A 13471-nucleotide genomic window follows, 5' to 3' on the forward strand; every position below is an offset into this window, starting at 1 on the left:
TGGCATCTGGTTTTCACCACAATCTATGGAGTAAGGGAGAACAACCCATGAAACTGCGTCCTTTGCATGATCGCGTCATTGTCAAGCGCGTGGAAGAAGAGCGCACCACCCCCGGCGGGATCGTCATTCCCGACAGTGCAACCGAAAAGCCGATTCGCGGCGAGGTTGTCGCTGTTGGCAACGGCAAGATCCTAGACAACGGTGAGCAGCGCGCGCTCGATGTCAAAGTCGGTGACAAGGTGCTGTTCGGCAAGTATTCCGGCACTGAGGTCAAGGTCGACGACGAGGAATTGCTGGTGATGCGCGAAGACGACATCATGGCCGTCATCGAGTCCTGAACCGCAACCCGAACATCCTGACAATGCAAGATACCAAGATCAGAGGAATTCAACCATGAGTGCCAAAGAAGTACGATTCTCGGAAGATGCCCGCAACCGCATTCTCAAGGGCGTCGATGTGCTGGCCCGTGCGGTCAGCGTTACGCTCGGCCCCAAGGGCCGCAACGTCGTGCTCGAAAAGAGCTTCGGCGCCCCGACCATGACCAAGGACGGGGTCTCGGTCGCCAAGGAAATCGAACTGGAAGACAAGTTCGAGAACATGGGCGCCCAGATGGTCAAGGAAGTGGCCTCCCAGACTTCCGACCAGGCCGGTGACGGCACCACCACCGCCACCGTGCTGGCCCATACCATGCTGCGTGAAGGCGTCAAGTCGGTTGCCGCCGGCATGAACCCGATGGATCTCAAGCGCGGCATTGACAAGGCGGTCCGGGCCGCGGTGGCAGAGCTCAAGAAGCTCTCGACGCCGTGCACCGACGACAAGTCCATCGCCCAGGTCGGCACCATCTCGGCCAACGCCGACGAGGAAATCGGCAAGATCATTGCCGACGCCATGGGCAAGGTCGGCAAGGAAGGCGTGATCACGGTCGAGGAAGGCCAGTCGCTGGACAATGAACTCGATGTGGTCGAGGGCATGCAGTTCGACCGCGGCTACCTGTCGCCGTATTTCGTGACCGACCAGCAGACCATGCAGGTCGAGCTGGAAAACCCCTACATCCTGCTGCACGACAAGAAGATCTCCAACGTACGCGAGCTCCTGCCGGTTCTCGAGGCCGTGGCCAAGCAGTCGCGAAGCCTGCTGATTGTCGCCGAGGATATCGAGGGCGAAGCACTCGCCACGCTCGTGGTCAACAACCTGCGCGGCACGGTCAAGGTCGCGGCGGTCAAGGCTCCGGGCTTCGGTGATCGCCGCAAGGCAATGCTGGAAGACATGGCCATCCTGACCGGCGGTCAGGTGATTTCCGAGGAGGTCGGCCTGAGCCTGGAGAAGGCCACGATCGAACAGCTCGGTTCGGCCAAGAAGATTCAGATCGACAAGGAAAACACCACCATCATCGACGGTGCCGGCGACGCCAGCGCTATCGAGGGCCGCGTCGGGCAGATTCGCGCCCAGATCGAAGACGCCACCTCCGACTACGATCGCGAGAAGCTGCAGGAGCGCGTGGCCAAGCTGGCCGGTGGCGTGGCGGTGATCAAGGTTGGTGCCGCCACCGAAGTGGAGATGAAAGAAAAGAAGGCGCGCGTCGAAGACGCCCTGCACGCAACCCGTGCAGCCGTCGAGGAAGGCGTGGTGCCCGGCGGCGGAACCGCGCTGGTGCGCGCCCGTGCCGCGATTGCCGAGCTCACCGGCGACAACGACGACCAGACCGTTGGCATCAAGATTGCCCTGCGCGCCATGGAAGAGCCGCTCAGGAAGATCGTCTCCAACTCGGGCGGCGAGCCGTCCGTGGTGCTGGCCGATGTCTCTGCCGGCAAGGGCAACTACGGCTTCAATGCTGCCACCGGCGAGTTTGTCGACATGATCGAGGCCGGCATTCTGGACCCGACCAAGGTCACTCGCTCGGCACTGCAGAATGCCGCTTCCGTGGCTGGCCTGATGATCACCACCGAGGCAGCCATCGCCGAAATCCCGCAGAAGGATGAAGGCGGTGGTGCACCGGATATGGGTGGCATGGGCGGCATGGGCGGCATGATGTAAGAGCGCTTGGCCACAGCCTCCGTGGTTGCCTGCCGGTAACCGCGTCGAAGAACCCCGGCCCCCGCGCCGGGGTTTTTCGTTCAGGGGCCGCAGGGCGGGGACGCATCCCCCCACAGACGACCTGCGGCAATTACGTAGGGACCGGTGGTTGCCCGCCTGCTATGTTGAGGCTTACACACCAAGCTCCGGATGCAGTCATGCACAACCGTCTCGGCGTTTCCCTGTTCATCCTGCGTCTGACCGTTTTCATCGTCATGGCCATGTGGTCACTCGACAAGATCGTCAACCCCGGTCATTCAGCGGCCGTATTCGAGAACTTCTACTTCATTTCCGGCATGGGCAGCAGCGTGCTGCTGATCATTGGCCTGGCCCAACTGGCCATTGAAATTGCTTTTCTGCTGGGCCTTTGGAAGTTCTGGACCTACGGGTTCGTGCTCGTCACGCACGCCATTTCGACGCTGTCGTCGTGGCAGCAGTATCTCGATCCGTTCAACCACATGCTGTTTCTGGCCGCCATCCCAATGCTCGGCGCCTGCATCGCGCTGTTCCTGATGCGCGACGAGGACAAGCACTGGTCGCTGGGTTGATGCCTCTCCGCCCGTCTCGCTCGATCGCGTAGGTCGTGCGTCGGGGATGCGGCGCCGACCTGCGGCGCCTTCGTCCGCGCCCGTCCGTCACCCGTCGGGTATCCTGTAGGCATCCATGGATGCCCGCGTCGATATCCCGCAGTTTGATCCCCCGCCGCGTCGTGACAACGCCAACGGCGAGACGCGCCGTGTCGGCCTTGAGCTGGAAATGGCCGGTATTCGGCCGGAACACATTGCCAAGGCGGTCATCGCCGAGATTGGCGGCCGGGCACAAGCCGAAAGCGCGTTTCTGACCCGCGTGCACGACACCGCGCTCGGCGAATTCCGAATCGAGCTGGATGCCGACGTGCTCAAGAACCGCGGCTACCAGAAACACCTGGCCGAACTCGGCATCGACATCGGTGAGGGCAAGGAACGCGAGCAGATCGAGCACCTGCTTTCGCGCCTGGCCGGGCTGGTCGTACCCATGGAGCTGGTCGCGCCACCGGTGCCGTGGACGCAGCTCGACGCCCTTGACCGTATTCGCCAGCGCCTCCATCAGGCGGGGGCACGCGGCACGCATTCCTCACCCCTGTATGCATTCGGCATGCAGATCAACATCGAGGCAGCCAGCCTGGAGGTCAGCTACCTGCTGGCTGTCCTGCGCGCCTTCCTGCTGCGCTACGAAACCCTGGTTGAGCATGAACAGGTCGATCTGGCACGTCGCATTTCACCCTACATTCAGCCCTTCCCGGAGGAGTTCATTGCCCACGTGCTGGAGCCTGACTACAGACCCGAGCTCACGGCACTGATCGACGACTACCTGCGCCTGACGCCCACCCGCAACCGCCCGCTGGACCTGCTGCCGCTGTTTGCCCATGTCGACGCGTCGCGGGTCATGAACGCGCCGGTTGAAACCGCCCTGATCAAGCCCAGACCGGCCTTTCACTATCGCCTGCCCAACTGTCGCATCGACGAACCCGGCTGGTCGCTTGCAGCGGGCTGGAACGCCTGGGTGAGGGTCGAGGAACTGGCCGAAGACGATCGCTTGCGCGAACGCCGGCAACGCAAACGGCTGTCACAATCCAGCCGCTGGCGACAGGGGTTGTCAAGGCTCTGGCGCCGGCTGCGACGATGAGTGCCCACCCGATCATCGGTATCACCGGCCCCGATCGCGGCGGGCTGGCGGCATGGTGGTTTACCGCCTGGGCGGTGAGGCGAGCCGGCGGCCGGCCACGGCGTATCCGGCCGCAGCGGCCGCGCTTCGATCTCGCGCTCGACGGCCTGGTTATCGGCGGCGGTGCCGACGTCAGCCCGCAGCTGTACGGCCAGCGGCCGCGTGAACCGCTGGGCCGCCCCGACGACCACGGCGCCCGCACCGCCCGACGCCTGCTCGGCCTGATTGTTCTGCCGGCACTGTTCATCGTTCGTCGGCTGTTGACCACCAAGCGCAGCGGCTTCAGTCCCGAGCGGGATCGTCTCGAAAAGGCACTGATTGTCCACGCCCTGAACGCCGGCCTGCCGCTTCTCGGGATCTGTCGCGGCATGCAGCTGATCAACATCACCGCAGGCGGCAGCCTGCACCAGAGTATCGAGGGCTTTTATCAGGAAACGCCGGCCCTGCGCACCGTTTTGCCGCGCAAGCGCGTCATGCTTGTTCCAGGCAGCAGGCTGGCCACGATCATTGGGCGTGATGATGTCTGGGTCAATGCGCTGCATCGGCAGGCCATCGACCGCGTCGGCAACGGTCTGAGGGTCTGCGGCCGCGAGACCAATGGCATTGCCCAGGCGATCGAAGGCAATGGCGGGCACTGGATCATCGGTGTACAGTGGCACCCGGAGTATCTGCCCCAGCGTCGCAATCAGATGGCCTTGTTTCAAGCGCTGGTCCTGGCCGCCCGCAGCACGCCGCGATGAAACGCCCGATTGACATTGCAGCGCCCGACGAACTGGCCAGGCGTTGTCGCTACGTCGCCGACGCCTGGCGCCGCTTTGGCGATGCACCGCATCCAGGCCAGGCGCTCGACCAACCCGACCCGGCGGCGGTGAACGCCAATCCCGAGGCCGCACTGCGCCGCTACCGTCAGCTGCAGTCAGTCCATATCCTGTGGCGTGATCTGACCGGTCAGGCGGATATCAGCCAGACCGGCCAGGCGCTGTCCGCGCTGGCGCGCGACTGTCTGGAGATCGCCATGACAGTCGCCGAGGCGCGCGTCGCCCGACGCCATGGCCGGATCGAGCACGACGATGGTCAACCGGTGCGGGTGGCGGTCATGGGACTGGGCAAACTGGGCGGCGAAGAACTCAACTTCAACTCCGATATCGATCTGGTGTTCGCGCGCGCCGGTGACGGCCGCAGCAGCGGTCCAAAGCGCGTTGACGCGGCCGAATGGACGCGACGGGTGGTGCGCGAACTGATCGCCCTGATCGACGCGGTCACGCCCGAAGGCCGGGTCTGGATCGTCGATACCCGCTTGCGGCCTTTCGGCGATGCCGGCAGGCTCGTGTGGTCGATGCCGGCCATGGAGCAGTACTTCCTGAGTGAAGGCCGCACCTGGGAACGCTATGCCTGGCTCAAGGCTGCACCGGTCGCCGGCGACCGGGTGGCCGGTCAGCGTCTGATCGACACACTCACACCGTTCATCTACCGCCGTTACCTCGACTACGGCATCTTTGACAGTCTGCGTGAGCTGCACCAGCGCATCGATGACGCGAGTCGGACACGCGCTGCCGGCGACGACATCAAGCGCGGGCGCGGTGGCATCCGCGAGCTCGAATTCCTGGTTCAGAGCCTGCAGATCCTGCGCGGAGGACGCGAGCCACAGCTGCGCCAGCGAGGCTTTCTGCCGGCGCTTCAGGCCTGTGGCAGGCTCGGACTGATTGACCGGCAGCGCGCTGATGAACTGACTGAAACCTACGCCTGGCTGCGTATCCTCGAAAACCGTCTGCAGGCAATGACCGGACGCCAGGGCCACGGCATCCCTGCCGACGAGCGCCAGCGCGCCAACCTGGCCTGGTTGATGGGGTATACCGACTTCACTGCCCTGAGCGCCGGGCTCAGGCATCATCGCGAGCGGGTGCGCAAGCAGTTCAGCGATCAGTTTCGTCACCCGCCCCGCAAAGACGGAGACGCGCACTGGTGGCCACCGGATGATTCGACACCCGAGCGCTTCAAACGCTCCGGTTTCGAGCAACCCGACGCGGCCGCCGGGCAACTGCGTGCTTTGCACGAAAACCTGGTGCGGCGCGCACTCAGCGCCGAGGGAAGACGACGGCTGGAACGTCTCATGCCGCGCCTGATCGCCAAAACCGCATCTCAGGATTCTCCCGATGCCGGATTTGCCGATCTGCTTCGCCTGGTCGAGCAGATCAGCCGCCGATCGGCCTACCTGGCCCTGCTCCACGAACGGCCGGAAACGCTTTCCCGCCTGGTGCGCGTATTTCAGCTCAGCCAGCGAATCGCCGAGTGGATTATTGCCTCGCCGCAGCTGCTCGACGACCTGCTCGATCCCGTTCACGGTCTGGACCTGCCCGAGCCGCCGACACCAGACCGCGACGATCGCGAAGGCAGCCTGTGGGCGCTCGGGCGCTGGCGACAGGCCGGCTTTCTGCGCACCGCGCTCGCCGAACTCGATGAACGCCTTACAGCCGAACAGGCCGCCGAACAGCTCAGCTTCCTGGCCGATACGATCGTCGATCGGGTTCTGACCCTGGTCACGCCGACAGGCAATGAACTGGCCGTCGTCGGCTACGGTAACCTTGGTGCCCGGCGTTTGCACTACGAGTCCGATCTTGACCTGGTGTTCGTGCATCGGGCAGGCGAAGCGCCGCTTCGCGCCGTGCAGCGCCTGATCAATGCCCTGCAGATGCCGCTGCCCGGCGGTCGACTGTTCGAGATCGACACGCGGCTGCGACCCAACGGGCGCGCCGGTCTGCTGGTTACACACATCGACAGTTTTCGCGACTACCAGCGCGACCAGGCCTGGACCTGGGAACACCAGGCCCTCATCCGGGCGCGCTGGGTCGCCGGCGAGCACGGCCTCGCCGCCGATGTCGAACGGGTGCGTCGCGAGGTCTTGTGCCGACGGCGCGATGCCGACGCAACCGCTGCCGATCTTGCCGAGATGCGACGCCGTCAGCTTGACCAACGCCGCGAAAGTCAGCTGCGTCGCCTGCTGATCGATATTCAGTTCATGACCGAACTCGGTATTCACGTCAGCGCCGACAGGCATCCCGCCCTCATCGATCACCGCGATCCGGCCGGTCAGCTCGCCGCGCTTGCAACAGCGGGCTGGATCGAGCAGCAGCGCGCGCACCAGCTCATCGGCCACTGGCGTGAGCTGCACGCGGCCCGACACCGGCAATGGCTGCAGCGCGAACCGGAGCTTACCGACCCGGCGCCCATCGAGGAAACCGTGCGCTCGACCTGGGCAGGTCTGTTTGCTGTCGACGGCAGCCGAAGTTCATGACTGCCCGCCTCGACGTGGCACAGCTGCAGGCGCAACAGCGCCGGCTGGCCCAACAGGTCGTGCGTCACGATGACTTCCCGGATCCCCCGCGCCTGGTTGCCGCGGTCGACTCGGCCTTCCCAGACGCGGGCCGGACCACGCGCGCGGCAGCGGTGCTGTTTCGCTATCCGCAAATGGACCTGGTCGAATCGAGGATTGCCGAGCAGGCAACGAGCCTGCCCTACATCCCGGGCCTGCTGTCGTTTCGCGAACTGCCCGCGGTGCTGGCAGCACTCAGGCAGCTATCGAGACCTCCTGACATCGTGCTGTGCGACGGGCAGGGCATTGCCCACCCGCGGCGCTTCGGTATCGCCTGTCATCTCGGAGTGACGACCGGTCTTCCGACCATCGGTGTCGGCAAGAGCCGCTTGTGCGGGACGCATCGGCAGCCCGGCGCGGGCAAGGGTAAACGCACCGCTCTTTACGACGGCGAGGAGATCATCGGTGTGGTCCTGCGCAGCCGCGAGCGGGTCCGGCCGCTGTTTGTATCTATAGGACACCGCGTCGGGCTCGACAGCGCGGTGGCGCTGACGCTGGCCTGCACAACGCGCTATCGTCTGCCCGAACCCATCCGGGCAGCAGATCGGCTTGCCGGTCAGTCGGTTTCCAGGTGCTCGCGGTAGTCGTCCGCGTCCATCAACTCGTCGAGTTCCTCGCCATCGGACAAGCGAACTGAAAACAGCCAGCCATCGCCGTAGGGATCGTTATTGACAATCTCCGGTGCGTCGACCAGCGCCTCGTTGACGTCAGCCACCTCGCCGGAAACCGGGCAGTAGATATCGGAAGCGGCCTTGACCGACTCCACCACGGCACAGGCATCACCACGACCGAAGATGGTTCCTGCCTCGGGCAACTCGACAAACACCAGGTCACCCAGCTGCTCCTGGGCATGATCGCTGATGCCGACCTTGACGATGCCTTCTTCTTCCTGACTGACCCACTCGTGGCTTTCCGCATAGCGCAGATCGGAAGGAATCTCGCTCATGACCACTCCCTTTGAATTTTGCCCGATTCTACCAACAAACCCCGGCCGGCGCGTAGCCGAAAATGATCAGTGACCGGGGCGCATGCGAGCCCGCCGGCGCTGACGCAGATTCAGCCAGTGGGCGGCCATCAGGCACAGTCCGCCGAGCGAAGTCAGCGCGGAGGCGGTCAGCGGTCCGAGCACCCTGGCCTCCAGAAAGGCGGCCAGAAACAACAGGCCCAGGCCAACCGCGCCGGGCAGCAGCAAACCCGCACTGCGATGAGCCCGATAGCCGAGCGCAAAGGCGGCCACGCTGAGCGGAAGAATCACCGCCAGCAGCACACGGTGAAAGGCATCGCTGCCGAACACGCCGAGTGAAAGCACCGGTGCGATCAGCAAGGTCAGACTCAGGAGCAGACACTGCACGAGGCACGCCGCCGAAACGCAGATCGCCGCTCGATCCAGCACCGAGCCGGTCATCGTCTTCGCGGGCGCTTTGATTACGGCGGACATACAGGCGGTACCCGTCATTCTCGGTCAGATCGATATGATATAACATATTTGCGGTCGACCACAAACCGGCACGGCGTAAAATGGGTGCATTTCCGGACCTGTTTGCCGATGCACCTTCAACTGCCGCCTGTGCAGACCGCTCGCGTGGACTGGCAGGGCACAACACCATGGGCCGTCGACTACGCCGACAGCTACTTCATGCCCGAACAGGGCCCGGCCGAAAGCCAGGCAGTCTTCATCGAGGCCAGCGACCTGCCGCGCCGCTTCGCCGCACTGCCCCCCGGTGGCCTGTTCGTGATCGGCGAGACGGGTTTCGGGACCGGCCTCAATGCCCTCCTGGCCGCAGACTGCTTCGCACACCGCGCGCCCCCTTTGACTCATCTGCACTACTACTCCGCCGAGCTTCATCCCCTGTCCAAAGCCGACCTGGCCCGTGCCGTCTCGCACTGGCCTGAACTGGCCGGCACAGCGCAGCGCCTGCTTGCGGTCTGGCCGCCGCCGGCGCCTGGTTTCCATCGCCTGAGACTGACCGAGCGCATCGAACTGACGCTGATGTTCGGTGATGCCAGAGCCCTCTGGCCGGTCGGCCCCGACCGGGTAGACGCCTGGTTTCTGGACGGCTTCGCCCCGGCACGCAATCCCGGGCTATGGGACCAGCAACTGCTCACAGCGCTTGCGACGCGTTCGCGTCCCGGCACAACGGTTGCCACCTACACGGCCGCGGGCAGCGTCAGGCGCGGCCTGGCCGAGGCCGGCTTCGAGGTCTCGCGCCGGCCCGGCTTCAGCGGCAAACGCCACCGGCTGACCGCGCATCAGCCCGGCACCTGGACGCCGCAACGAACGCGCCGCGGTCAGGCGCTCATTGTCGGCGCCGGTCTGGCCGGCTGTACCACCGCGCGGGCGCTGGCCGAGCGCGGCTGGCAGTCGACCGTCATCGATCCATGCCTGACCGGGCAGGCCCCAACCAGCCCGCTCATGGGCGTGCTCTATACCACCGCCAGCCATCACCTCAATGCCCAGAACCGTTTCTACCTGACCGGCCTGCTTCACGCCCGCCGCCGCCTCGATCATCTCGGCTTTCCGCGCCACGCGCGAGACGGCCGCCTCGAGGGCGTCATCCAGCACCTCGTCGACGCGCGTATCGCGACCAAGACCCGCCGCGCCATGGCCACCGGCGCCTGGCCCGCCGAGCTGCTTTCCGCCGTCGACGACGAGCGCGTCGTCTTCCACGGCGCCGGCTGCCTCGACCCGGTCGCCTGGTGCCGGCACCTGCTCGATCACACGGCGATCGACACCCGCGCCGGCCGTGTTGCGCGCATCGAAGACGGGCCGGGCATCCAGCTGGCCGACGGCTCGGCGCTGACGGCTGACGCGGTCATCCTGTGCACCGCCGGCGCCACCCGGGACCTGCCCGGCCTGGACTGGCTGGGGCTGCGTATCGTGCGCGGGCAGGTCACGTTCTGCCGGGCAACGGACGAAAGCGCGCGCTGGACGAGACCACAGTGTCACAGTGGCTACCTCACGCCGGCCTTCGACGGCGTCCACTGCATCGGCGCGACCTTTGACCGGCAGCGCAGCGAGCCGGTGATCGATCCCGGTGACGACCAACTCAACCTGGCCGAACTCAGGAAAAACCTTCCGCCCGCCTGGCAGATCCTGGGCGGGGACGACGTCCAGATCGTCGGCCAGATGGCCGGCCTGCGCTGCCAGTCACCCGACGCCTTGCCGATGGTCGGTCCGCTGCCCGATCCCGTTCACAATCCCCACCGCATACGAACCGGCATCCACCTCAACATTGCCCACGGCTCGCGCGGGCTGGCCCACACCCCGCTGTGCGCCGAGATGCTCGCCGATCAACTGGCCGGTCATCCCGCCCCCGTCGACCGCGACATCATCGATGCGCTCGCCCCCGAACGCTTTATCGAACGCTGGCGCCGGCGCGATCCCGACTGGGTTCCCGGCAAGCACTGAATCCGGGGCGGGGCCTACTGAAAACCAGGCTGCCCGACCTGCTCCGGGCGCTGCGGCACCTTTTCAAGCAATGTCGCATCGAATCCCCTGGCTTCAAGCAGCTCGAGCAGTGCGCCGTAGCGCTCGTCGGACAGCTCGGGCTCGCGCGCCATGATCCAGGCGTATTCGCGCGAAGGGTGGCCAACCACCGCCCAGCGGTAGTCCTCGTCGAGCCCGATGATGTAATAGCCGAAACGGATCGGCCAGTAGAACTGCACCTTCCACTGCGCATTGGTCTCCTCGTCCACGACCCAGGCGATACCTTCCATCTCCTCCTCGGGCGCCTCGAAACTGCCTTCGCGATAAAGATAGATATCATCCATGCGACCGTCATCTCGCATGCGGTAGATCGCGCGCCCGGCAACGTTTCCGCGCTCGCCAAAATAAGGGATATTGGCGATCACGTACCACTGCCCCATGTAGCGCTCGAGGTCGACCGAGTCGACCGTCTCCAGCGGCGGCCCGCCGCGCATCATGGCGCAGCCCGACAGCACCAGCAGCGCGAGTATGCTGATGAATTGTTTCATTTCCTTGCTCCGTTTCGCCATGACCGCGAAACGTAGCGCCTGGACCGTGAAGGAAGATGCAGGAGGTGCGGGAAAGGAAAGCGGTCAAGGCCCTGACCGAGCGAGAATGGCTACTCCGCAGCGACTGGCTGAAAAAGCCTCCTGCGATGGCGCTCGAAAGAGCTTCATGGTCCCGGAAACTCTGGACATTGGCTGGACAACAGCCCCCCTCAAGCAAGTTACCCAATCGTTACCCAGCGCGGGTGCATTCAGAGATGTCGCCTGACGTCCATGCGATAGTGCAGGACGCGCACGATCATAATTTCGGAATGAATTGCCTGGTAGAAGATGATGTGAGAGCGATACTCGTAACGACGCAGTCCAGCGCTCAGCTGCTCGGCGCGGCGCCGGGAAACGCTGGAAATCAGCAAATGGGGGCTCATCCTTCCAATACGCGGGGCTTTGGATACAGAAACGTCACCGACTCCAGGGCCGTCTGGAAATATGGTGCCCTCTGAGAGATGGCTGCGCCCGGCGGACTTGCCCCCCGGGAGAAATATGGTGCCGGCTGAGGGATTCGAACCCCCGACCTACTGATTACAAATCAGCCGCTCTACCAACTGAGCTAAGCCGGCTTTCCGCAGCTGATTGTACCGAATTCGCCGCACCGGTCAGATCATCGTCACATCGGCGGCGACCGGGAGGTACTATCGGGGCGTCCGAAAAGGTATAATATATACATGTATTATCAGTTGCAGCAAGCGTGAGCGTCGGCCAACCCGCCACCCGGCGACTTGGCTATCTGGCGCTGGCCTATGGCTGCGTCGGGCTCGGAGTGGTCGGTGCATTCCTGCCGGTCATGCCGACAACACCGTTTCTGCTGGTGGCGCTGTGGGCCGGCGCCCGTTCGTCACCCCGCTTGCGCTACCGGCTCTATCGGCATCCGCGCTACGGGCCGCCCCTGCGCGCCTGGCACCGCCACGGCGCCGTGGCGAGAAGCGCGAAGCTGGCCGCCTGCGCGCTGATGATCGCCAGCTGGTCAGTGCTGTGGCTGGTCGGCACGCCCGGCTGGATCCTGGCCACGATGGGTGTGTTTTTCATTGCTGTCATGAGCTTTATTCTGACCCGACCCGCTTACCGGGCCGAACAACCCGAGACTGCTGGATGCAACCTGAATCGATAACCGTTGCGACCCCGACCCGCTTTGCGCTTTGGGCATGTCCGTTCCGACCGTTTTTCCTGGCCACCGGCGTGTATGCGGTCGTGGCACTGGGCGGCTGGCTGGCCGCCCTGTTCTGCGGCTGGCTGTTGCCGACCACGATCGCGCCGATGCAGTGGCACAGTCATGAAATGCTCTATGGCATGGTCGCGGCAGCCATCGCCGGTTTTCTGCTCACGGCCATGTCCAACTGGACCGGCACGGCGCCGCTTTCCGGACGCGCCTTGCAGGGACTGTTTGCGCTTTGGCTGATCGGACGCCTGGCGATGTGGACGGCGTCATGGCTGCCAGGCTGGGTGGTGGCCGTCGCCGATCTCGCATTCCTGCTGGGCGTAGCCGTCTACGCCGGGCGCGTCATCATCGCTGCCGGCAACTACCGAAACCTGCCGCTGGTTGCCGTCGTCTCGGTGCTTTGGCTGGCCAACCTGCTGTTTCATGCCGGCATTCTGAGCGGTGACCCCGAACTCGCACGTCGTGCCCAGATGGCCACGATATTCGTCATTGTCCTGCTGATCGTGATCATCGGCGGCCGAATCACGCCGGCATTCACGCGCAACTGGCTGCTGCGACGCCAGGCCGATCCTAAGCGCGTGCGCACTTATGCCCTGATCGAGGTCACCGCGATCTCGGCAACGGCCCTGCTGGTGTTGATGGTGCTTGCCGGCGCGCCAGAGGCTTTGCTTGCCGGCACGTCGCTGGTGGCCGGCGTGGCCAATGCGGCCCGCGTCATCGGCTGGTCGGGCTGGGTGGCGGCACGCGATCCGCTGGTCTGGATTCTGCACGTTGGCTACGCCTGGATTCCGATTGGCCTGTTGCTGATGGCCGCGGCCACCGGGTTCTCGCTGGTAGCGGATACGGTCTGGCTGCATGCGCTTGGACCGGGGGCGATGGGCGTGATGATCGTCGGTGTGATGACGCGCGTGGCCATTGGTCATACCGGGCGCGAACTGGCGCTTCCAAAGCCGGCCCTGGCGGCTTATCTACTCATTCTGCTGGCCGCACTCGTGCGCCTGGCCACAGGCCTCGGCGTCATGCCCTACCAGCCAGGCGTGCTGCTGACCGGCGCGGCATGGGCCGGTGCCTTCATGGTCTTTCTGGCCGTATACCTGCCGATCCTGCTGCGGCCGCGACCCGACGGTCGTCCGGGCTGA

14 protein-coding genes and 1 tRNA gene are annotated in these 13471 nt (G+C 64.9%); 10 read left to right on the forward strand and 5 right to left on the reverse strand.

Annotation, left to right across the window (positions count from 1 at the left end; all coding sequences use genetic code 11):
- Window positions 1–47 precede the first annotated feature (47 nt).
- The 7 genes from groES to nfi all read left to right on the forward strand — a co-directional run bounded on the left by groES (window position 48) and on the right by nfi (window position 7731).
- Window positions 48–338 carry a co-chaperone GroES gene (gene groES / locus HND55_13875; protein ID QKK03655.1) on the forward strand — a complete coding sequence of 97 codons (291 nt, stop codon included), beginning with the start codon at window positions 48–50 and terminating at the stop codon, window positions 336–338.
- Between the two features lie 55 nt (window positions 339–393).
- On the forward strand, window positions 394–2034 hold the full coding sequence (groL, locus tag HND55_13880; protein QKK03656.1) for a chaperonin GroEL: 1641 nt from the start codon (window positions 394–396) through the stop codon (window positions 2032–2034).
- Between the two features lie 197 nt (window positions 2035–2231).
- The gene (locus tag HND55_13885) at window positions 2232–2621 is read left to right on the forward strand and encodes a hypothetical protein (GenBank protein ID QKK03657.1); all 390 of its coding nucleotides are present in this window, start codon (window positions 2232–2234) and stop codon (window positions 2619–2621) included.
- 115 nt (window positions 2622–2736) lie between these two features.
- Entirely contained in the window at window positions 2737–3738 is a 1002-nt protein-coding gene (locus HND55_13890; protein ID QKK03658.1) for an amidoligase family protein, read from the forward strand.
- Window positions 3739–3749: 11 nt separating this feature from the next.
- Window positions 3750–4517, forward strand: coding sequence for a gamma-glutamyl-gamma-aminobutyrate hydrolase family protein (locus HND55_13895; GenBank protein QKK04120.1), 768 nt, complete (start codon window positions 3750–3752; stop codon window positions 4515–4517).
- Window positions 4514–7069 (forward strand): bifunctional [glutamate--ammonia ligase]-adenylyl-L-tyrosine phosphorylase/[glutamate--ammonia-ligase] adenylyltransferase, encoded by a 2556-nt coding sequence (gene glnE, locus HND55_13900; protein ID QKK03659.1) that lies wholly within the window; start codon window positions 4514–4516, stop codon window positions 7067–7069. Before HND55_13895 ends, glnE begins: the two co-directional genes overlap by 4 nt.
- On the forward strand, window positions 7066–7731 hold the full coding sequence (gene nfi / locus HND55_13905) for a deoxyribonuclease V (GenBank protein ID QKK03660.1): 666 nt from the start codon (window positions 7066–7068) through the stop codon (window positions 7729–7731). The genes glnE and nfi overlap by 4 nt, the downstream gene beginning before the upstream one ends.
- On the opposite strand, the gene gcvH is transcribed toward nfi, so the two are convergent.
- Together gcvH and HND55_13915 are read right to left on the reverse strand one after the other, a co-directional pair.
- Entirely contained in the window at window positions 7704–8093 is a 390-nt protein-coding gene (gene gcvH / locus HND55_13910) for a glycine cleavage system protein GcvH (GenBank protein QKK03661.1), read from the reverse strand. The two genes, nfi and gcvH, sit on opposite strands and share 28 nt — an antisense overlap.
- Before the next feature lie 66 nt (window positions 8094–8159).
- Window positions 8160–8498, reverse strand: coding sequence for a MerC domain-containing protein (locus HND55_13915; protein ID QKK03662.1), 339 nt, complete (start codon window positions 8496–8498; stop codon window positions 8160–8162).
- Between the two features lie 195 nt (window positions 8499–8693).
- Between HND55_13915 and mnmC the strand changes: the two genes are divergently transcribed.
- Window positions 8694–10556: an FAD-dependent 5-carboxymethylaminomethyl-2-thiouridine(34) oxidoreductase MnmC gene (gene mnmC, locus HND55_13920; GenBank protein ID QKK03663.1), complete on the forward strand. Its 1863-nt coding sequence runs from the start codon at window positions 8694–8696 to the stop codon at window positions 10554–10556.
- 14 nt (window positions 10557–10570) lie between these two features.
- On the opposite strand, the gene HND55_13925 is transcribed toward mnmC, so the two are convergent.
- The 3 genes from HND55_13925 to HND55_13935 form a co-directional block, all read right to left on the reverse strand.
- Window positions 10571–11068, reverse strand: coding sequence for a lipocalin family protein (locus tag HND55_13925; GenBank protein ID QKK04121.1), 498 nt, complete (start codon window positions 11066–11068; stop codon window positions 10571–10573).
- A gap of 302 nt (window positions 11069–11370) precedes the next feature.
- Window positions 11371–11544, reverse strand: a complete 174-nt coding sequence (locus tag HND55_13930; protein ID QKK03664.1) for a type II toxin-antitoxin system RelE/ParE family toxin — start codon at window positions 11542–11544, stop codon at window positions 11371–11373.
- A 116-nt stretch (window positions 11545–11660) separates the two neighbouring features.
- Window positions 11661–11736: transfer RNA gene (locus tag HND55_13935), tRNA-Thr, on the reverse strand.
- 101 nt (window positions 11737–11837) lie between these two features.
- Between HND55_13935 and HND55_13940 the strand changes: the two genes are divergently transcribed.
- Both HND55_13940 and HND55_13945 read left to right on the forward strand, forming a co-directional pair.
- Window positions 11838–12284, forward strand: coding sequence for a YbaN family protein (locus HND55_13940; protein QKK04122.1), 447 nt, complete (start codon window positions 11838–11840; stop codon window positions 12282–12284).
- On the forward strand, window positions 12266–13471 hold the full coding sequence (locus HND55_13945; GenBank protein QKK03665.1) for an NnrS family protein: 1206 nt from the start codon (window positions 12266–12268) through the stop codon (window positions 13469–13471). The genes HND55_13940 and HND55_13945 overlap by 19 nt, the downstream gene beginning before the upstream one ends.

Source organism: Pseudomonadota bacterium (assembly GCA_013285445.1).
Taxonomy (GTDB): Bacteria; Pseudomonadota; Gammaproteobacteria; order Xanthomonadales; family Wenzhouxiangellaceae; genus Wenzhouxiangella.